At 46.2% G+C, this 20,767-nt stretch carries 21 protein-coding genes; 7 read left to right on the top strand and 14 right to left on the bottom strand.

Annotated features, from left to right (window positions below):
- Positions 1–178: 178 nt before the first annotated feature.
- The 4 genes from EL633_RS30435 to EL633_RS30420 form a co-directional block, all read right to left on the bottom strand.
- Complete coding sequence (locus EL633_RS30435; RefSeq protein WP_126630985.1) at positions 179–511, bottom strand: urease subunit beta; 333 nt, start codon at positions 509–511, stop codon at positions 179–181.
- 19 nt (positions 512–530) lie between these two features.
- The gene (locus EL633_RS30430; RefSeq protein WP_126630984.1) at positions 531–833 is read right to left on the bottom strand and encodes an urease subunit gamma; all 303 of its coding nucleotides are present in this window, start codon (positions 831–833) and stop codon (positions 531–533) included.
- Positions 834–875: 42 nt separating this feature from the next.
- Positions 876–1,736 carry an urease accessory protein UreD gene (locus tag EL633_RS30425; protein WP_126630983.1) on the bottom strand — a complete coding sequence of 287 codons (861 nt, stop codon included), beginning with the start codon at positions 1,734–1,736 and terminating at the stop codon, positions 876–878.
- Between the two features lie 169 nt (positions 1,737–1,905).
- Positions 1,906–2,613 (bottom strand): urease accessory protein UreF, encoded by a 708-nt coding sequence (locus EL633_RS30420; protein WP_126630982.1) that lies wholly within the window; start codon positions 2,611–2,613, stop codon positions 1,906–1,908.
- A gap of 186 nt (positions 2,614–2,799) precedes the next feature.
- On the opposite strand from EL633_RS30420, the gene EL633_RS30415 reads away from it, so the two are divergent.
- Positions 2,800–3,372: a TetR/AcrR family transcriptional regulator gene (locus EL633_RS30415; RefSeq protein ID WP_126630981.1), complete on the top strand. Its 573-nt coding sequence runs from the start codon at positions 2,800–2,802 to the stop codon at positions 3,370–3,372.
- A gap of 67 nt (positions 3,373–3,439) precedes the next feature.
- Here the strand turns inward: EL633_RS30415 and EL633_RS30410 are convergent, their stop codons facing one another.
- The 4 genes from EL633_RS30410 to EL633_RS30395 form a co-directional block, all read right to left on the bottom strand.
- Positions 3,440–4,615 carry a zinc-dependent alcohol dehydrogenase gene (locus EL633_RS30410; RefSeq protein ID WP_126630980.1) on the bottom strand — a complete coding sequence of 392 codons (1,176 nt, stop codon included), beginning with the start codon at positions 4,613–4,615 and terminating at the stop codon, positions 3,440–3,442.
- Positions 4,616–4,627: 12 nt separating this feature from the next.
- Positions 4,628–5,392 carry a YgaP-like transmembrane domain gene (locus EL633_RS30405; protein ID WP_161982557.1) on the bottom strand — a complete coding sequence of 255 codons (765 nt, stop codon included), beginning with the start codon at positions 5,390–5,392 and terminating at the stop codon, positions 4,628–4,630.
- Positions 5,393–5,902: 510 nt separating this feature from the next.
- A complete protein-coding gene (locus tag EL633_RS30400) occupies positions 5,903–6,166 on the bottom strand; it encodes a 4Fe-4S dicluster domain-containing protein (protein WP_126630978.1) in 264 nt (87 codons plus the stop codon).
- A 171-nt stretch (positions 6,167–6,337) separates the two neighbouring features.
- Positions 6,338–7,603: an MFS transporter gene (locus EL633_RS30395; RefSeq protein ID WP_161982556.1), complete on the bottom strand. Its 1,266-nt coding sequence runs from the start codon at positions 7,601–7,603 to the stop codon at positions 6,338–6,340.
- 859 nt (positions 7,604–8,462) lie between these two features.
- Between EL633_RS30395 and EL633_RS30390 the strand changes: the two genes are divergently transcribed.
- The 3 genes from EL633_RS30390 to EL633_RS30380 all read left to right on the top strand — a co-directional run bounded on the left by EL633_RS30390 (position 8,463) and on the right by EL633_RS30380 (position 11,872).
- A complete protein-coding gene (locus EL633_RS30390; RefSeq protein WP_126630976.1) occupies positions 8,463–9,224 on the top strand; it encodes a glycosyltransferase family 2 protein in 762 nt (253 codons plus the stop codon).
- A gap of 253 nt (positions 9,225–9,477) precedes the next feature.
- Positions 9,478–10,410 (top strand): ABC transporter ATP-binding protein, encoded by a 933-nt coding sequence (locus tag EL633_RS30385; protein WP_126630975.1) that lies wholly within the window; start codon positions 9,478–9,480, stop codon positions 10,408–10,410.
- A 19-nt stretch (positions 10,411–10,429) separates the two neighbouring features.
- Positions 10,430–11,872 carry an ABC transporter permease gene (locus tag EL633_RS30380; protein ID WP_126630974.1) on the top strand — a complete coding sequence of 481 codons (1,443 nt, stop codon included), beginning with the start codon at positions 10,430–10,432 and terminating at the stop codon, positions 11,870–11,872.
- 266 nt (positions 11,873–12,138) lie between these two features.
- Here EL633_RS30380 and EL633_RS30375 read toward each other — a convergent pair whose 3' ends face one another.
- Complete coding sequence (locus EL633_RS30375; protein WP_126630973.1) at positions 12,139–12,318, bottom strand: hypothetical protein; 180 nt, start codon at positions 12,316–12,318, stop codon at positions 12,139–12,141.
- 288 nt (positions 12,319–12,606) lie between these two features.
- Here EL633_RS30375 and EL633_RS30370 point away from each other — a divergent pair, with 288 nt between their 5' ends.
- Positions 12,607–13,554 carry an aldo/keto reductase gene (locus EL633_RS30370; protein ID WP_126630972.1) on the top strand — a complete coding sequence of 316 codons (948 nt, stop codon included), beginning with the start codon at positions 12,607–12,609 and terminating at the stop codon, positions 13,552–13,554.
- A gap of 269 nt (positions 13,555–13,823) precedes the next feature.
- Entirely contained in the window at positions 13,824–14,936 is a 1,113-nt protein-coding gene (locus tag EL633_RS30365; protein WP_126630971.1) for a dipeptidase, read from the top strand.
- A 91-nt stretch (positions 14,937–15,027) separates the two neighbouring features.
- Here the strand turns inward: EL633_RS30365 and EL633_RS30360 are convergent, their stop codons facing one another.
- On the bottom strand, positions 15,028–15,636 hold the full coding sequence (locus EL633_RS30360) for a DUF4388 domain-containing protein (protein ID WP_126630970.1): 609 nt from the start codon (positions 15,634–15,636) through the stop codon (positions 15,028–15,030).
- 533 nt (positions 15,637–16,169) lie between these two features.
- On the opposite strand from EL633_RS30360, the gene EL633_RS30355 reads away from it, so the two are divergent.
- Positions 16,170–17,054 carry a hypothetical protein gene (locus EL633_RS30355; RefSeq protein WP_126630969.1) on the top strand — a complete coding sequence of 295 codons (885 nt, stop codon included), beginning with the start codon at positions 16,170–16,172 and terminating at the stop codon, positions 17,052–17,054.
- A gap of 56 nt (positions 17,055–17,110) precedes the next feature.
- On the opposite strand, the gene EL633_RS30350 is transcribed toward EL633_RS30355, so the two are convergent.
- From EL633_RS30350 to EL633_RS30335, 4 genes are all read right to left on the bottom strand, one after another.
- Complete coding sequence (locus EL633_RS30350) at positions 17,111–17,410, bottom strand: putative quinol monooxygenase (RefSeq protein ID WP_126630968.1); 300 nt, start codon at positions 17,408–17,410, stop codon at positions 17,111–17,113.
- Between the two features lie 38 nt (positions 17,411–17,448).
- On the bottom strand, positions 17,449–18,507 hold the full coding sequence (locus EL633_RS30345; protein WP_126630967.1) for a saccharopine dehydrogenase family protein: 1,059 nt from the start codon (positions 18,505–18,507) through the stop codon (positions 17,449–17,451).
- Position 18,508: 1 nt separating this feature from the next.
- The gene (locus EL633_RS30340) at positions 18,509–19,492 is read right to left on the bottom strand and encodes an NAD-dependent epimerase/dehydratase family protein (protein ID WP_126630966.1); all 984 of its coding nucleotides are present in this window, start codon (positions 19,490–19,492) and stop codon (positions 18,509–18,511) included.
- A gap of 254 nt (positions 19,493–19,746) precedes the next feature.
- Positions 19,747–20,757 (bottom strand): CE1 family esterase, encoded by a 1,011-nt coding sequence (locus tag EL633_RS30335; protein ID WP_126630965.1) that lies wholly within the window; start codon positions 20,755–20,757, stop codon positions 19,747–19,749.
- Positions 20,758–20,767: the final 10 nt, after the last annotated feature.

The following is a 20,767-nucleotide window of genomic DNA, read 5'->3' as shown; positions in this document are numbered from 1 at the left end:
CGCTTGTTCTTGAAAAGGAAGATGGTGAGGCAGTCGCGACCGCCTCACCATCTTCCTTTTCAAGAGAGTGGGTGTGGAGAGAACTTCAAGAGAGTGGGTGTGGGGAGAACTTGAAAAGAGCGGCCATGTGCAAATTTTGCACATGGCGTTTATTGGGCCTTTTGCTGCTAGCGTATCTTTATGCCTGGTCTTTTTTGATGGCTAGCGCGCCGTTGACGAGTCCATTATGGCCGTGGACGATACGGTTACCTCCAAGGGTTACCAGCTGAACTTCCTTTTCTTCTCCGGGCTCAAAGCGAACTGCGGTGCCGGCGGCGATATGTAAGCGCATGCCATAGGCTTGTTCGCGGGCAAAGTCTAGCGCTGTGTTTACTTCGAAAAAGTGAAAATGGCTGCCTACTTGAACAGGACGATCGCCCAGATTACGGACGAGCAGGGTCGTGGTTGTCCTGCCTGCATTGAGTTCGATATCGCCAGCCGCATCGTTAAGTAGATATTCGCCTGGTTTCATGGATCTCCTCCTGCGTTTTTTAGTTAATAGGATCATGGATGGTGACTAGCTTGGTACCATCAGGAAATGTGGCCTCGATCTGAACCTCGGGAATCATTTCAGCGATGCCATCCATGACATCTTCACGTGTGAGGATCGATCCTCCGAAGGTCATGACTTCGGCAACTGTTTTGCCATCGCGGGCTGCTTCCATGATTTCAGCGCTGATAATGGCGATCGCTTCTGGATAATTCAGTTTGAGTCCTCGGGCCTGCCGTTTGCGGGCCAGTTCCGCAGCCACAAAGATCAGCAATTTTTCTTGTTCACGCTGTGTCAGTAACATCGCTAACTCCTCTTCTCATCTGCCTTGAGGCAGTCTGATCGATTAGTATATTTTTCGTGGCGGGATGGCGTCCCGTCCATAAAGCGCTTGTGTTGCCAGATGCCAGAAGGTAAATAAACCAGCCGGAATAGCTGTGCCACGTTTACTGAGTCCGCGAACAACTAATCCATGCGCGGTCAGCGTACTTACTCCCCAGAGCATTTCGTTAGCAATGGTGAGTTGTTGAGCCATGTTATTTAGCTCGTGTTCAAGTTGTAACCATTGGCTGCCATCCAGGCCTACTTTACATATATAGAAGCTACAAAAATATGTATAGGGTCCAAGCCTTGCCAGAGAAGAAAGATTTTTTTGTTGGGGCTGCAATTTGATCTGTTCGATGGCGATTGGCCTGTTTGCCGCGCTAATGCGACTACTGATCTGAAGCAGGTCATAGTCAAATACTTCACCACGAGCCGTACGACCAGGCGCAATGGTCTCCCACCAGAAAAGCCCTGCTCCTTGCTCTAACTGGATCAGGGTTTGTTGTTGATAACGGGATCCCGCGAAAGGAATCAGTGGATCGGGAACATACTCCAGCAGACCGTTTGTGGCTACCTGGATGCTTGTTTTTTGTTGGGAGGGAGAGGCATCTGGGTGGGTCCGATAGAGACGTGTAGCGCTGGTGGAGGTGAGCTGGGCATAGGCACCTGCTTCGACTTCTACTTTTAGTTCTAACTGATCTCCACCTAATATGCCGCCTGAAATATTGTGGAGATGAACCAATGCACCACCAGTAGAGAGCGGAAAGGCTCGAATTACTTTGAGTGGTGGACTTTGCTCAAGTACCTGCATCCGCGTTCGTTGCATTATGGTATCGCAGGTAAAGTTGAGATGTAATGTACCCTGCACAGGCTTTTTGGACATGAGTATGGTTTGAATCTTTACGTACTCAACTTTCTATCTTCACAATATTTGTCTAATAGAGGAAGACAAATCATTGCGTGGAGCAGGCAGGCGCGGCATTGCGTTTACACACCAGATGCAATAGTATTGCTGCTCAGCGCTGAGCGGGGATAGATGCTTCTCTCTTATTTTAACTGATAAACAGTCGTGTAGTAACCAGTGGATGTCGCATGCTCCCTATATCAAGTAACGGTGTAAAAACTGTGAGTTCTTCAAGCTGCTCGCTGGTATCCAGACTTCTCTGGGACACATCGATCAGAATGGGTTTTAAGCGCCATAAGATACCGCTCGCCTGACTTTGTCCTAGGGGGAGGAGTCGCTGGCAGGCTGATATGAAGCCTGTCAGTGACTGTTGAAGATAGGCCAGGACGGTGGTTGTTTCATCAATACCTGAGATTGCGCTAACCAGGCCAAAGGCTGTACTATAGTGGATATCTGTTTGTTGGATTTTGGCTGTTTGTAGAATTTGGCGCAATAGCGCATTATCTTCCAGAGAGAGTACTAATTGTAAGAAACGGCGTCCCAGTGTGGCACTGGCAATTCTACTTTCACGAGCAGTTTTAAACGCACTCAAATGCATATTGAGTGTGGACCATTTGAGTGTTAGCTGGTCAGTATCAGGCAGTTGTGCCAGTCGATAGCTAAATCGACAAAAGCTGCTTTCAAGCTGACCTGTTTCCAACAGAAACTGTTGAAAAAAGCTCTCTAATTGGGTTACACTCAAATCATCTTCAACGGTCAATGTTTCTAGACCAAATGAATGTGCCGTTGAACCAATAGGTAGAGCACTATCAGCTAATTGAAGTAACTTTAAAAATGATAAAGTATCAATATGCATTCTCCTCCACTAAAGTTGTGAAGAGTCTATTTTCCTGAGCTAAATTTTAAAAACTACGAAATTGTTAGTAGTTTACCTCAGAGAGACAAAAAATACAATTTCCCAGCGTAAATTATTTGTGGGTCTTATCTATTTTTCAATACGGCATACAAACTGCTTCTAATATAAAATAGAGGAGTGTAAAATATGGCATCAACACGAGAGCGTATTCTTAATACTACCAGTAACCTGCTTAAAACGCAGGGATATCATGCGACTGGTTTAAACCAGATTTTGATAAAAAGTTGTACTCCCAAAGGTTCTCTGTACTACTATTTTCCAAAAGGGAAGGAAGAGTTGGCTGGCGAGGCTATTCGTTCTACTTCACAAACAATTGCAGAGCGCATCCAGACTCATCTGGCTACTTATACTGATCCAGCCGAGGCTATCTCGGTTTTTGTGGGATATATTGCTCAGTACATTGAGTTGTCGGATTATCAGGCTGGTGGACCGCTCATGATTGTTGCTCTGGAGACGGTTAATTCGAATGATGGACTGAATACTGTCTGCCGGGAAGCCTATCAATTAATCCAGGATGCTTTTTTTCATAAACTGGTTGATAGTGGCTTTTCCACTGAAAAAGCGAGCACTCTGGCAGAGTTTGTGGTAGCTTCAATTGAAGGTGGCACGATCTTAAGTCGTATCCAGCATTCGGGCGCGCCTCTTTATCGTATCGCAGAAGAATTAAGAGTGTTTCTGAGTGTAGCAGCAAAAGAATGATGTGCTCTATAAAAAAACACATGGACGACTGTAATCGTCCATGTGTTTTTTTATAGAGTGTAGTGCATTAGCCATTAGGCTTGAGGATAACTTTGATGCAATTATCTTCTTTATGTTTAAAAATGTCATAGGCATGGGGTGCCTCATCCAGTGTCATGCGATGGGTGATGACAAATGAAGGATCGATCTCCCCGGATTCAATTCGCTTGAGTAGAGGTTTGAGGTAGCGATGGACGTGTGTCTGTCCCATCTTAAATGTCAGACCTTTACCAAAGGCGGCTCCCATTGGAATTTTGTCCAGGTAGCCTCCATAGACGCCTGGTAGCGAAACCGTTCCACCTTTTCGGCAGGCCTGAATCGCCTGACGCAACACATGTGGACGGTCGGTTCCTAGATGTACTTTTTGCTTGACCGTATCTAAGATCGCTCCTGGTGAGGTTCCATGAGCTTCCAGGCCAACTGAGTCGATACAGGCATCCGGTCCACGTCCTCCGGTCGCTTGTTTGAGCAACTCGACAACATCCTGACCTTCGTAGTTAATGACTTCAGCCTTACTCTGTTCCCTTGCCATCTGCAAACGTTCGGGGACGCGATCAATGGCAATAACACGTTCCGCACCCAGCATATAAGCACTTTGAATCGCAAATTGTCCAACAGGGCCACAGCCCCAGACCGCTACCGTATCTCCCGGTTGGATCTGGCAGTTTTCCGCAGCCATATAGCCGGTGGGGAAGATATCTGACAGGAACAAGGCCTGCTCATCTGTTAGATTGTCAGGAACTTTAATCGGACCAATGTCGGCGAAGGGAACACGTACATACTGCGCTTGTCCCCCGGCGTAGCCACCATATATATGCGAATAGCCAAAGAGTCCAGCTGCCGATTGTCCATATAAGCTTTCCGCTAGCCATGCATTTGGATTAGAGTTGTCGCATAAGGACCACATTTCTCGCTGGCAGAAAAAGCAATGGCCGCAAGCAATGGTAAAGGGCACAACCACGCGGTCGCCCTTTTGTAGATTATCAACCCCTTTGCCGACTTCAACCACCTCGCCCATAAATTCATGGCCTAGAATATCGCCTTTTTTCATACTAGGAATATAGCCATCATAAAGGTGCAGGTCGGATCCACAGATAGCTGTAGTGGAGATCTTGATAATCGCGTCTCGTGGATTAAGTATTTCTGGATCTGGTACATTTTCAACGCTTACATTATGGGTGCCATTCCAGCATAATGCCTTCATATATTTACCTCGTTACTTTCTACCTTTTCCTGTGGGCTGTCCTTTGGTGGTTGCAATTTCGTTTGCCTCCATCAATTGTCTGAAGCGGCGTAGTATTTCAGCAACCTCATATTCGGATGCGGAACTCGCGACATGGCTTAACAGTTTACCAGCTGGATTTGTTTGGAAGAAGTCGAGTTCAAGCGTGACAATCGTTCCTCGACCCTCACTGGCTGGCTGAAAGTATACCTTGCCAGCATTAGCGGTGGTAGGTTGTCCATGCACATGCCATGCGATCAATTCTCCAGGTTTATCTTCCAGTATTTCCGCATTCCACTGGTTATCTCCACTGGCAGTCCAATGATAAGTTCTCTCACCAGTTTTATTCACAACCTTAATGCCAGGCATATAGAGAGGAGCCATTTCCAGGTCGCGCCAGAACGTATAGAGATCCTGCGCATTTTGCTGAACAGTTTGTGAACGTTTCACACGGATCCCTTTATCGCCAGGTATGATGCTCACATTCGCTGAAAGCTGCTGCCCACCAGTATTTATATTCAAAGCTTTATAAAGAGGACTACGTCCAGAGGCGCCACGATATATCAATCCAGCGCCAAGCATCGCCAATCCCACTCCCAGCCAATCCTTACGTGTAATCCCATAGGTTGAAATAACTCCGCCACCAATAGCCGAAATCCAACGCTCTACCTGTCCCACATTTGTCGCTGAAGTTTCCAATTGATTTATTATGTCAGGGGCATTAACTCCCAGTGTCGTTTTTGGTTGTACAGAAGCCATAATCTCCCTCATATTGTTTGCATAAATGAACTCAATTAAACATATGAGTATCACGCAACAAGAGAATCCCTGGTTTCGTTAGTTTCCATTTCTTATGATGCTCAGCATTTCTGATATCGATGAAGGAGTGGATCTTTCAACCTATGAAGCTGGTATCGTGAAGCAATAAATCTCTCAACCCATTTATCTGAAGCTGGCATAGTGAAGGAGTGGATCTCTCAACCCATTTATCTGAAGCTGGTGTGGTAAAAAATGGGCTCAGCCCATTTTTTACCACACCAGCTTCAGATAAGCCAGTTCCCGTCAGGGAACGAGTGCGCCTGTGCAAAATCAAAACGAACACAATACAAATAGAAACTCAACCCACACCAACCCAAAAAAAATGATATCCCCTGCATTCCGGTTTGACAAACCTGTTATCCGGAAGAGGCCTTGCAAGAGATATCACTCTATGTAATACCCTATTTTTTGCGAATCCTCAACTTTTTGTTGAGATAAGAAATAGAGCTATTATGCGCCCTGGAAGAAATCTGCGTTGATTTTGATCCATTGCTTCCACTCACCAGGCACAGCAGACTCTTCGAAGATTGCTGTCACCGGGCAAGCTGGCTCGCATGCACCACAGTCGATGCATTCGTCCGGATTGATGTAGAGCTGCTCATGCTCATCATAACCATCTTCGCCGGGCCCAGGATGGATGCAGTCAACCGGGCAAACATCCACACAGGAAGCATCTTTAGTGCCAATACAAGGCTGGGTGATTACGTAGGCCATATTCAAAAATCCTTTCAAGATTAACAATTAGGGAACAATGAACCCTTCCCCATATTATTGTACAATTCATGGCTGGTGTAAATGTTATTAGAGGTTTTTTTTGAAACCTCCATTTAATCTCCTATTTAAAGTATAGGACTCACTGATGGTTGATTTCCATATTTCGTAAAATTACATTTTTGCTGGGGAAACAGGATGCCTGGCAGCGCGTATTTGTGGCGCTAAACTGAATATTGTGGCGACGAGCATCAAGATGAGCCAGCCTGTAATGACAGTTGTCTGGACCCCATATCGTTCTAGTAATAGTCCCACTAAAAATTGTCCAACTGGATTACTGATCGCGGTAAACATGCGGCAGGCACTGATGACGCGACCCCGAAGTTCATCGGGAATAATTGCCAGTCGGTAGCTGAAATAGGCGACATCTTCAAAAGGATCAACGAAGCTTATGCAGGCTTCTATCAAGCCTAAGACAATAGGATGTGGCGCCAGGATATAGCAGGGCCAGAGTAAGGCGAAGAGCCAGCGTATCAGGATGAGTATTTGCCCGACTGTAAGGAATTTTTGTGCCAGCGGAGCCAGGAGGGATCCTGTGATTGCGCCCAGACCACCAATAACAAAGATGCTACTGATGGTTGAATCTGAGGCGTGTTGTTGTTTGGCCAGTACAATGACGATCAATGCACCACTTGGTACTACCAATGCTGCCAGCGTATTCATAACATTAACTATACGTAGTACCGGTTGCCTCCATGTCCATCGCAGCCCTTCTTGTATTTCTATAATTAGATGGCGTCTTACCTGACTGCGCTGTACTTGAAAGGGAGTGCGAATAGCTGACAACGTGGCAATAGAAATAATGTAAGAGATAACATCAGCCATAAAGGGGAAGATCGGCCCCAGGGAGAAAAGCGGTCCGGCAATGGCAGGGCCAAGCAGAATTGAGGTCCCTTCTACGACTTCTTGCTGTGCCATGGCTGCTGGTAATTGTTCTTCTGACGCTACCTGGCTTAAACTGGATGCCTGTGCCACTCCAAAGAAGACTAGCAGGGTACCTTCAGTAAAGGCGGTAATATAGAGTTGCCAGATGGTCAGACTATGAAAGGCCAGTGCAATTGGTATGCTAAGCAGGCTACAAGCCCGGCCAATATCGCATAAAATCATGACACGTTTGCGATTATAACGATCCACCAGGGCACCGGCCACCAGGAAAAAAAGCATATTGGGTAAGGTACGAATGGTGCCCGCCAGCGCGGCGGCCAGCGCTGAATGAGTCATGTAGAGTACAAGTAGCGGAAATGCAAGCTGAGATATGCCTCCTCCTACATCTGAGATCGTTTGGCCGCTCCAGAGTAAGAGATAATCCCTGTTGCGCCAGAGTGAACCAGGCTTTTGTGCCGGTGGACGGGTGGCTGTATGTTTGTTAGGTGTAGACATGATTGTCCCTTTCATGTCCCGACCAGCAATGACTGACCAGGTAGTACCAGCCTTGTGTTGGATGATATTTGTCATTGCAGACGGGATAAGACTTGCGCAGGGACATATGAATGGCGTTGCAATCTCTGCTGGCCTTTTGCGCGACTATTTGTGGCAATTTGAGCCGCTGTACAGGTTTAAGGCGATGATACTATATATAAGCCGGGTGATCCAGAGGATTGCGCGATCACAGACATATGCCCGGCTATCAGCGGCATCAATACAAAGATTTGCAAGGGTGGGAGGTAGAAGGGAGCTATATTTTTACGAAAGCTATATACAGCTTTTATAGAAGTATAATTGAAAATTAGCGCCCCCCTGAAAGCTACCACGTAAACCAGGGTGCCGGGCTTACGTGGCGGAGGTGCTTGTGGCGCGATTCCTGTTACGATGGATGAGCCATCCTAGTGTGTGGATGCTCAATTGTAAGGAATAGATGAAAGGGTTGTTCATGCATTTATATTAACAGATAATGACGAAATCAGTCAATCCAATATTTTTCGCTTGCTTTCATTTTATGTATTAACATTACCTTCTCTTATGCCTATTTTTTCGACTCTCCGTCCTGCTGGGTAAGATGGTGGGGGAGGAGCGCGAGGTGTCCTCGCGCTCCGTCATGGGCGGCCGCCCCTGCACCCCGCTTTCCCCTCAAGAACATAGAGCCATTTTTTCACTATAGCATTGTCTGCCAAAACAAATTCAGGGATTTCCCCGAAGCTTATCAGGTGTATTTCGTCTACACTACTTATAGTTACTTTTGTTTGGATTATCAAATAACTGTTTAGCATAATAAATGATAAGAAGGAAAGGCATTATCTTTATGCATTCTACTTCTTCTACAGGTAGTGAGCAGGGCGCTATGGAACCATTGACCCGATTGCGGCAAAGTTTATCGGTTGTGTTACCCGCACACAATGAAGAGCAGGTAATTGCTACTACCGTGACATATGCCCTTGAAATATTGACCCCTCTGGCGGGTGATTTTGAGGTAGTAGTAGTCAATGATGGCAGTACCGATCGTACTGGCGAAATCTTACAGGCTATGGCTTTAAAAGATAGACGTGTGCGCGTGATCACGCACGAAGTGAATCGGGGCTATGGCGCAGCCCTGGTGAGTGGTTTTGAGGCAGCGGCTAAGGACCTGACATTCTTTATGGATTCGGATGGACAATTCGATATTCGTGAACTTAAGATGTTCTTTCCTTTAATTGGCCAATATGATGCGGTGTTGGGCTATCGTATTGATCGCCAGGATCCCTGGATGCGTAAGTTGAATGCATGGGGCTGGAAGCTATTGGTGCGCCTCGTGCTTGGTGTCCGTGTACGTGATATCGATTGTGCCTTTAAACTATACAATACACAATTTCTACACACGAATTGTTTTGAGACGCGGGGAGCTATGATTAATGCCGAGTTGCTATATAAATTTAAGCGCGATGGCTATACTTTTACTGAAATAGGTGTACATCATTTGCCAAGGCGTACCGGAAAAGCCACTGGAGCCAACCTCAAAGTAATTGTGCGTGCATTTAAAGAGCTATTCTATTATGCATATAAATGGCGGCAAGAAGAGAAGAAGTAAACAACATCCTGATTCCCACCCCTTATGTCTACTGCCTCACTTATGTTTGAGGAGAAATGGAGAGACTTTCCATTTCTCCTCAAACATAAGTGAGCGCTCAAATTTTTATGTCTGGCAGAATGATCATTTCCAGGTTTTATGTTTGGTCAAAGGCGACGTCCTCTTTATATGTAATGGATTCTCTATACTAAATTTTTTCAACATGTTAGACTATTCATGGTAGAAATCTGTGGCAAGGTACGAGGAGTGATATATGGCACTGGTAGTAGATACTATTAATAAATCATTTGGGAAATTTCAGGCTGTGAAGAATTTATCCATGGAAGTTAAAGAGGGCTCTCTGTTTGGCCTGTTAGGCTCAAATGGTGCCGGTAAAACCACAACCATGCGTATGATCCTGGATATCTTTCGTCCTGATAGTGGACATATTACCTGGAATGGTAAAGATGTGCGGGAGATCCCTCGGCGTGAACTGGGCTATCTGCCCGAGGAACGTGGACTGTATTCAAAGATGGTAGTTGAGGAGCAGCTACTTTTTCTAGCTCAGCTCAATGGTTTATCAAAGCATGATGCAAAAAGGGAATTGGATGAGTGGCTCGATCGTTTCCAAATTAATGCAAATCGTAAAAAAAAGATCGAGGATCTCTCAAAAGGTAATCAGCAAAAAATACAATTCCTGGCAACGATTCTACATAATCCTTCTATTCTCATTATGGATGAGCCTTTTAGTGGGCTGGACCCTGTTAATGCCATTGTGTTGAAAGATGCTTTTTTAGAGATGCATCGCCGAGGAAAGACCATCATTTTTTCAACCCATCAGTTGGACCAGGTTGAGGAGATGTGTGAGGATATTACGATCATTAATAAAGGTGAAGCCATCGTAAATGGCAGTGTACGCGATGTACGCAGGCAGCATGGACGTAATATTGTGCGACTAAAGCTGGAAAATGATGACGAGGTGCCCTGGCTGGATACGCTGGATGGCGTGCACGTAACCAGGCGGCGACAAGATTATATTGAGCTGCAAATGCGCTCAGATCTCAATCCTAATGTGATTATCGAGGAAGCTCTGCGCCGTGGTGGCATCATTAATCGCTTTGAATTGGCGGAACCTTCATTGACGGACATCTTTATTGAGCGTGTAGGAAAAATTGCTCTGCCCGATGCTCCTGTTGCCATTTCTTAGTAGATAAAGAAGAGGACATATGTCGAATAAGACTGAGGTCAAGCCTACAACAGAGGTTGCACCAGCCAACCATAACGCTGAGGCGATTAGAGCGAGCGGCGATACACGCAGTAATACGATCCGCAATATTGGTCTCATTTTGCGCCGCGAGTATAAAAATCGTGTCACTCAACGCAGCTATATTATAACAACAATTTTGTTTGTCGTATTCGCCTTAATTGGCTCCTGTGTGCCAACTGCTATTCAATTTTTCGCGGCCCGTTCAAACTCACAATCGCATGTCACTATTGTGAATAATGCAGGTACGGTTGCTGGTTTTAATGATGATGCTTTAATGAAATACTTTAGCCAGAGTCTCAATGGTACTAATAATCAAAATGCTGGCTCTAGCCAGTCATCCAATCAATCCAGTACAAAGCCTCATTTTATCCTGAATACGGACTCTACAGATTCAGTGCAGCAGCTGCAAAAGAATATTACCGATGGCAAGCTTGAAGTTTTGCTGGTATTGGAGCGGGTGGCTGGAAAAGATGTGCATTTTACCTATTATACGGCTGCTGCCAGCCTTTCTGATACTGATCTAACCCAGATACAGACAGCCACCAGCCAGTTGAGCGTGCTGGATAAATCCTCTCATCTTGGTTTGAGTTCAGCTCAAACTCAGAATTTATTGACTCCGCCAGACTTTAAAGTAGTATATACGCAACCTGGTAAGGGGAATGCATCGGCTCTTTCTCTGGAGGGAGGCTACTTCCTGGGTGTGATCGGGACCGTGTTGATCTTCATGTCGGTATACCTCTATGGTATGTGGGTCGCTGGTGGTGTGGCTGATGAAAAAGGGAATCGCATTATGGAGATCCTGGTCAATGCGGCAACACCTTTCCAACTCCTATGGGGGAAAATTATCGGTATTGGTGCCGCAGGCTTGACCCAGATGGTTTGCTTGATTGGAGCCGCGTTCGCCGGTCTGTTACTCCAAAAGCCATTAAGTGCGCTGTTAAAGACTGAAGGAACAGGCTTTGACTTTAGTTATGTGAATACTTCGGCAACCATGTTGCTTCTCTTATTAGTGTACTTCATCTTAGGCTTTTTGTTGTATTCTACCCTGTTTGCCGCTCTGGGCGCGCTGGTCAAGCGTCAGGATGAGGTACAGAATGCTGTTGGGCCTCTCACGACCATTTGTATGGTTGGCTATATGGCCAGTTTTATTGGTGGCTCGCTTGGTGCAGATGCAACCTGGTTTAAGGTCATGTCGTTTGTCCCTTTCTGGACTCCAATGATGATGTTGATGCGTGCCGCTACAGGTACTGTCAGCAGCCTGGATATAATCGTGAGTATTGTGATTCTGATTGTATCAATCCTCATTTGTAGCTGGATTTCGTCTCGCATCTATCGTATGGGCATTTTGATGTATGGCCAAAAGCCCAACCTCGGCCAACTCATAAAAATATTACGCCAATAGTTGATCGTCTTAAAAAAGAAGGGTCGGGATATTAATCATGCCCGACCCTTCTTTTTTAACTGCTTGCTGACGCCTCGCGCCTGCGGCACCCACCACCTATAAAAATAAAGGAAAACTTCATCTGCAATTATTGAGGCGGTGTTAGCGCCCTGGATTTCCACTCTGTATAGAGAACTAGCTGGGCACTTGCGAACGCCCGGCTAGTTCTCTATACAGAAATAGGCGAGCGCCGTAGGCGCGAGGCGTCAGAGAAAAAACACCTGGTGCTAACTCACTTTGTGGGCGTTCTCTAGTTTTTCGTGTCCAGTCGCTTCAAGTTCACTATATGTCTCAAAGCCACACTTGGAGCAACGATAAGGTTGCCTATCCAGTGGACCACTCAAAAGTAGATATAGGCAGTACACAAATAGCACAAAACCGACACTATAGATAGTGACCTGTTCCATGTTAGGACTCCTTTTGTGTGTAGTAATAGCTAAAAATTCGGATAACCACTCACCTTATTTTTATTGTATGCCTGCCTAAAAATAAGTTATGTCTGTTGTTTTGTGTCAGCACGAATTTGGTCGGATAAACAGAGCTAAGTGGGCCATGTTACTATTATCTGGTTATAGCGTATAATGAGTGACTAAGTAACTCAATGTCCATATAGACGTACGAACATGAGTGCTGCTGGCGCAAAGCACCGGCCCACGGTGTTTATACTAATGTAGTGCGCAAACAAGGAGGGATTTATGACGAACTTTCAACCTACCTCTTCACTTCCTGTTCATAGATTGGGAAAAACTGATTTAGAGGTAGTAAATTTATGCGTTGGTTGTGCTCCGCTTGGAGATATGCCTGATACATTTGCTTATTCCGTACCGGAGGAGCAGGCACTAGAAACTATCCGCACTATTTTCAGAAGTCCGATTACCTTTGTTGATACGGCTGCCTCTTATGGCGATGGTGAGAGTGAGCGCCGCATTGGCGTTGTACTTAAAGAGTTAGGCGGCGTACCTGCAGGTTATACACTGGCTACCAAGGCTGATCGAGATTTAAAGACGAATGAATTTAGTGGGGATCAGATGCGCCGCAGTGTTGAGCGCAGTTTGAAGCTGCTGGGGTTAAGTAAGCTGCCCCTTCTTTATCTGCATGATCCTGAGCACATTACGTTTGAGCAAGCAATGGCTCCGGGTGGACCTGTTGAGGTGCTGCAGCAATGTAAGCAAGAAGGCCTGGTCGAGCATCTGGGCGTGGCTGGTGGACCGATCGATTTGATGACACGCTTTGTTGAGACAGATATTTTTGAGGCCGCCATCTCGCATAATCGTTATACATTACTTAATACCGAGGCCGATCCTTTTTGGGACGTCTGCCAGCGGCATGGCGTCGGTGCGGTCAATGCGGCCCCTTATGGCAGCGGTATACTGGCTAAAGGTCCTCGGGCCTACCCTCGTTATCAATATAGTGAAGCTCCCAAAGCGTATCTTGATAAGGCCTTAAAGCTTGAGGAGGCCGCCCAGAAGTATAATATTCCCCTGGCAGCGGTTGCATTGCAATTTTCTTTGCGCGATCCGCGTATCCACTCTACTATCGTTGGAATGACGCGTCCAGAGCGGCTAGACGAAACGGTAAAACTGGCTCAGATCTCTATTCCTACTGAACTCTGGACCGAGATCGATACCATCCGTCGCGGATAATTGCGCCAACAATTAGTGTTGTTTTTTCGCGCCTGTGGCGCTCCAAGGGTTTTACGTGTGATGTCAAATGTTGCGCATCGCGCAACATTTGACATCACACGTAAAAGAAGGATGGGCCCTTCAGGGCCCGAGTGCGGCTGGCTGAACGCTCCACGAAGAGAGTGGGAAACAAACACCATTAAAGAGAGACTCTTCCCCGGATGTACATTGGATAGATGCTATAATATTGGCGATAACTATGTCTCTTGCTTTGCTAGAAAGAAAATAGTATGACCCACTATCCAACCTTAATCGGCCATATCGATACTTTGCTGCGTTTTTATGAAATGGAGCAGCAGCAGCAGCCCACAACTGCGCGATCCGCTGAAGAACTTGAGTTTGTGCAGTCCTTCTTCTCACGTAGTGCGGAAGGGGATATTGATTATCCTCGGGCGCAAGAAGCTGGAATGTCAGGCGCCTTCTTCGCGGTCTTTGTGCCTACGCCAAAAAATGTGGCGGATTGCTGTACCCCTCCAACCGTTGCAGATATACCTGAGGAGCGCTGGTTTGAGCGCTATATCAGGCCCGCCATCGGTTTTGAGTATGCTCAGCAGGTTGCGCTACAGGTTATTTCATCTTTATTTCGTTTAGAAGCAGGCTCGCAGGGACGTTTAAAAATTGTGCGTAGCGTGGCTGAACTGGTTGCGTGCCAGCAACAGGGGATCATAGCCGCGATCATGCATATTGAGGGCGCCGAGATGATTGATGCGCAACTGACTACGCTTGATGTCCTGTATCAAGCCGGTCTACGTTCCTTAGGACCTGTCTGGAGCCGTCCCAATATTTTTGGTCATGGTGTGCCACTGGTGGTTGGTCATACGCCTGATACAGGCCCTGGCTTAACGGATGCAGGGAAGGCGCTGGTCCAGGCCTGTAATCGCCTCGGGATTCTGTTGGATCTATCCCATTTGAATGAGCAGGGTTTCTGGGATGTTGCGCGCCTCTCTAATGCTCCCCTGGTTGCTACCCATTCCAATGCGCATGCGATCTGCCCCTCGGCCCGTAATCTAACCGACAAACAACTGGCTGCGATCAAGGAATCTGATGGGCTGGTTGGCCTTAATTTCAATGTCTATGATATCCGCCCTGATGGTAAAGGTAACGTCGAGACTCCATTAGAAGAATTAATCAGACATATCGATTATCTGGTTGATCACGTGGGTGTGCAGCGCGTGGCGATCGGTACAGATTATGATGGGGCGACCATGCCGAAGGATCTCCGTGATATTACCGGTCTGCCTGGTTTATATGTAGCCCTCGCGGAGAGGGGGTATGATGAAAAGTCGTTGCGACTGATTGCCTCAGAGAACTGGTTACGGGTCCTGGGTAAAACCTGGCACTAATCTGGTTTGCATGAATAGTAGAGATATCTAAAAAGTAATCAGAGAATGAAGAACGATTGTGATTGATTTCACTGATCGCTTTTTTCTATCTTTACCTGTGTCTTATTAAACCAGTTCTTTCCAAATCCGCCAGGAGTTCTAGTAATTTTTCCGGCGCCCTTCCCATCAAATTGATCAGATCCTGGACCGAGCGCTGTCCATCGATTAACATATACAGGCGTCGATGTTCTCGTGTCATCCCTAGCTGATCTATATATGCGAACGCATTGCTATCCATCTGGGTACGATAGGGTATGCGAAACACTGCTGCAGAGCCAGCGGGAGACACATGTGTTCTGGGTATGGAAGGATTGGTTGTGGGTGGAAGTCCACGCGTATTAGGATAACCTGGCGCTGATGGCGGACCTGACCGACTGCCTATCGGGGATGTTGGCCCGGTTCCCTGTGATTGAGAGGGACCCCCTACCGTAAAAGAAAAACGGCAAGTTGTCCAGGAGGTTAAACGTCCCAGCGCAGTTGGTCCTCGTTGAACACCTGTTTGCGCGTCAGTAATTTGCCCATTCACAAAATTAATCATGCCCTCTTCAAATGTGTTACCCTCACCACGCTCAACTGATAAGGTTCCACTTCGGTGTCCAATCTGAATAAGTTGAATAATATCAGAAAGATTATTTGTCGTCGTTTCGCGTTGTTGGGGCATAAATACACCGCTCTACTCGTCAATGAGTTTGTATTTTATTTTCGGTGCGCTCTATAGGTATCGCCTTGATCTCAATACCAATTTTACTACGAGCACCGAATGACAGGACGTGAAAATAATAGCAGAATTATTATACCTATATTCTTGTGCTTTTACAATACATTTATATGGAATGACTTTTTGTTACAGTTACCCACATATTATTTTTATAATAGCAGTATAATAGCTTATTTTCAGCTTAAAAATCCTCTGTATGAAATATAATGGTACATTTTGACTTGTAAAGTATTATTGGTATTATCTGGTATTCTGTCGACTATTTGTGTTAATAATATGTTAATATTTAACTGACTTATTTATCAAAAAGAAAATTCTTTCTCTGTTACGATGAATAGGAAGTGATATCGCGAGGATCAGGAGTGGGAGGTAGTGATCACTTCAATATTGACTAGTTGAGGTAAAAGATAATAATATAAAGATGGTGATGTGCCTATACTGGAAAAATTATCGTTATGTGAAAAGAGGACCTTTGTATGACAAATCGTGAGCCATTTGATCAGCCACATACGTCTTACCCGGCTTTTCCTCCATCTCAGCCAGAGTTGGCTCCCCCGCCACCACCGGGATACGCTCCTGGTATGCCACAGAATAACTTTCCTGCTGCTGTCCCACCTTATCAGTATCCGCAATCACCGGTTCCTGCAGGGCTGCCTAACAATATGCCCTATACGCCTATGATGAATTATGGTGCGATGGGCTATGCTCCTCTGACCCCGCGATTGACGCGTAAAAGTGGCTGGGGGCTGGATAAAAAGCAACTCATTGCTATGGTGGTTGGCCTGATTATTGTAGGAGCGATCCAGTTTGCTAATTATAAATTTACTCCAGGCATGAACTCTCAGAGCGCCTTTTTTCAGCCTCTTGGCAACTCTTTCTACTTTCCTTCTCTTTATAGTATCAGTCTCGGATTGCTTCTGGGTATCATATTTTTCTTTGGTGTTAAATTTGGACCCTGGGTTGGACTGATACTTGCCCTTATTCCACCTGTAGCTGCCTGTATCCTATTTGATCCTCGTGGTGCTGGGGCGTTGCTAACTTTCTGGTACGAATATGCTGCTGACGCGTTTGCTGGATTTTTTGTTGGTATAACCTTTGTGATTACAAAGGATCGTTATAAGGCGAGTATGGTTATCCTGATTGCTTTTGGCATGAGTATGGTCGCTATAATTATCGATTCAATTGCTATTACGGTTGTTGATGCCCTCTATAATTTGCGTTATGCGTTACCTTACTTTTTGTCGAGTCTCTCGGCGGTCTTTCTCGCATCCCTTTGTAGCCTGGTTCCACTTATTGTTCTGCTGTTTATCTCTGAAAAGATTATTGGCAAGCGCACCAGAAGCACAAATAACAATGGCTAATTGACTTGTAGCCCTTGCTTTATTAAACTTGATGGCGCGCTTGTGCACATTGAATTTTAGAGATCGGATACGGATGATACTTCGTAGCGTTTGATGTCCATGTTGCTTGTCAGTATTGATTGTAGATAGGCGCCAAATGCCTGGAAATGGGCTGAGTGGAAATGTTGCAGCAATGCTTCAGCATTATCCCATTGCTCGAAGATAAAGAAAGTGTTGCGGTCAGTTGGTTCTACATAGAAACGATAGCTGTGGCAACCGGGCTCAGATGCTGATTGTGCACTCATTTGTTGCGCTTGCTGCATGGCTTCGTCCCAATATTCTGGTTTGATGGTGGCTTTGCCGGCAATAACTATCATTGTCTTTCTCCTCGTTTCATATCGTCTGTATGATTTATTCAAGCTACGTTAGTGCGTTCAACTCCGGGCATATTGAGAATGAAATCGGCTCCATAGACCTGGGATGGTGTATGGAAGCCAGATTGAATCTCGCCTGACAGTACGCGTTCGGCAATAGAGAGCGCGGTCAAAACGGTGAAATCATAGGCTTCGGGGCCGCTGAGACGCGAAACTACGTGTGTCCCGTGGCCATCAATTACCTCTCCCCATAGAATAGTCTTTCCCTGCGCTCGTTCCTGGGCATTGGGACCTGCTGGCTGACGTTGCGCCAGGCGTTTAAGAAAGTTTTGCAGTGTAGTGGAACTAAGTATACTCTTGAGTGGCTTGCTCAGGGCCATTACTATACGTAATGCCATGGGATAAACGGTGTAGGTTTTGATGGTAGGAATGCCCGTGCTATAGTAAGCGGTAAAGATGTCACCACGCCAGGGATTGGTTACTGCTGGCACCAATCCTGAACCGAAATCGATGTTCCGCTTCTGGGTTCCTGCGCGTATAGCAATAAGCTCACCACTCTGTCGTATCGCACCCGGGTTGGGCAGATCTTTCAAAGTGGTCAGCACAGTGCCACGTGAGATGCCCCCCTGTGCTTGAAATGCCAGGGACAATTGCACAGCTTCAGGTAGCCGTTGTTTCAAGTGAAGCGCCAGACAGTCCGAAGGCACAATACCGAATCCAACGCCTGGTAAAAGCATGATATTGGCTGCTCGAGCCGCCTCGTCATATGCATGCAGTGCCTGGAATTCTGGCACCTCACCAGCGATGTCTAGATAATGAGCCTGAACACGCACACAGGCCTGTGCCAGTTTATTGGCCGTAAAGGCGAACGGTCCAGCACAATTAAGAACGACACCCACATTAACCAGGTTTTCATCCAGCAGGACAGGATTATTCAAGTTAAATGCACGATACGGCAGCTTGAGTTCATCCGCCAACTTTTGCACGGTGCTGAGATTGCGACCAGCTAGAATAGGTTGCAAGCCACGTTGAACGGCTGCACGGGCGATCAACTCGCCAGTGTAGCCTGTTGCTCCATAGAGAAGAAATTGTGCTGGCATCTTACTTCATCCCTAACAACTGCATCTCATGCTGGAGTGTTTGTGTCAGGCCTTCTTTAAGCGAGCGTGGCTCATAGCCGAGCTCGCGCCTGGCTTTAGCATTGGTGCCAATATAGGTTGTTCCGCCATTGACGCGCAGATATTCGGAACTGTAATCATCAGGGACAGGGATAACCTTTTCGGCTATACTCATGATTGCACTCAACGCTTTCATGACCCCAGGAGCAATAATGCGGCGTGGAGCAGGAATACCTGTGATGGTCTGAGCCATATTCATGGCTTCAACCAGTGAATGGGTAGGTCCAGCGATGATATAGCTTTCACCAACGTTGCCTTTTTCCATCGCTAAAATGTGGCCGCGTGCAATATCTTCAACATGTGCCCAGGAGAATGTGGTTTCACCTGGAAGCATTGGTAATTTGCGTTGTAAGTATTGGATAAAAGTTGTACGTACACTACTGGTGTCTTCTGGTCCATAGATTACGCCTGGGAGAACGATAACCAGAGGGAGACCCTCGTCAATCATGGGATCAGCAACTTCATAATGTGCTACCCATTTGGTCCGGTCATACTCGCTCAAATGTTTGCCCGTAAAGTGATAGCTTTCATCGACCTCTTTTCCGTGGGTATCAGAATTAACAGCGAGCGTACTGGTGTAGACGCCTTTCTTGATGCCGAGCTCCTTCATTAGCTCCAGCACGTTGCATATGCCCTGGATATTAATTTTTTCGCCATCGCTCTTGTCCTTGATGCCAACCTTGTACCAACCGGCGATATGAAAAACACCATCTACATTGCGCATGGGCTCACGCATACTCTCTTTATTTGTCACGTCGCCTTGAGCGATAGTGACACCCAGTTTAGTCAACTCCTGAGCCTTTGCGGGATTGCGTACGATCGCGACTACTTCGTGTCCGCCTTCAATAAGCTGGCGTACAACGTGACTTCCTACAAAACCAGTTGCTCCAGTAACAAAATATCTCATCTGCGTTCCTCCTTCGCGTACATGCCATTCATGTTGTTCTATCTATATGCACATCTTACAGACCACTTTGATTAATGACCACGGGTCAATTATAAAATGACCGTGGGTCATTTGTCAAGGGCCAGGATGGCAGAATCCGCAGAATTTGGTGAGAGATGTTCTTGTTTGTATGCAAGCAATGAGGCATCTATATCTCTTTTAAGATGATCTATCGAAAATGTTGTAGCCGTATTTTTGATAGATCATCTTACATTTTATAAAGAATGGAGCTTAAAGAAATTCCAGATGACCTGTTGAGTAGGTTGATTGCCAATCATTGCTGGAATACTATGTTCGCCGCCTTCAATGCGATAATGCATTATAGTTGCATCCTGGCGGCAATTTGTCCAGCGCAAGCCACTGGTTTCCCCATCATGGAAAAAATTTTCAGGTCCTTTTGTGCAGCCATTACGTTGTGCCCAATCGTGGAGCCAATCCAGTACAGGTGGTAGCGGCCATTGTGGATTCACTGTGGCTGAAATGCCGTTATAGGGGACCGTTGAGTCATTGCTGCCATGTATTTCAAGGAGTGGAACGGGTCTTTTAGGATAGCAACCAGCTTGTAAGGGATAATAATTGCCGGCGATAGGGGCGACGGCAGCGATGCGTGTAGAAAGCTGGCAGGCCACAAAACCACTCATGCCACCACCATTAGAAAAGCCGGTAGCATAAACACGTTGTGTATCTACACAAAAATCCTTTGTGATTTTGTCCAGCATCGTATTCATAAAAGCAGTTTCATCGATATTATAATCAAAAGGACCAATGCTGGCCCACATGAATAATTGATTATCATCCCGTAAACCCTGTGGATATACCGCGATGAAATGCTCTTTGTCCGCGAGCTGAGAGAAGCCTGTACCCTGTTCTGTGCTTTCTGCTGATCCGCCATGGCCGTGGAAGACTATCACGACTGGAAAAGATTTTTTGGGATCATAAAGAGCTGGAACATGGACGAGGTAGGTGCGATAGTTCTGACCGCGTGCTACGGCAGGCTGTGCGGGCACGCTCTGGTTCTTGGTTGTACCGGCCTTAATGGGAGAGGCTTTTGTACACGTGCCAGCGTTTTGTGGGGTGGTATGAGCAGAAATTGGCTGATGCTCGGTATTAACTGATGTGCTTTTGGAAACGTGTGTGCTACTTGTCAGACAACCAGTTACCGCCATACAGCATAAATAGAGCGAGACAAGTAGAATTATTCGCCCTGGTCTTCGTAGATAGCGCATGAAAATCCTT

The sequence above is a fragment of the Dictyobacter alpinus genome (genome assembly GCF_003967575.1).
Classification (GTDB): domain Bacteria; phylum Chloroflexota; class Ktedonobacteria; order Ktedonobacterales; family Ktedonobacteraceae; genus Dictyobacter; species Dictyobacter alpinus.
Note: the sequence above shows the minus strand (reverse complement) of the source record. Positions and strands in the feature narration are given on the sequence as shown.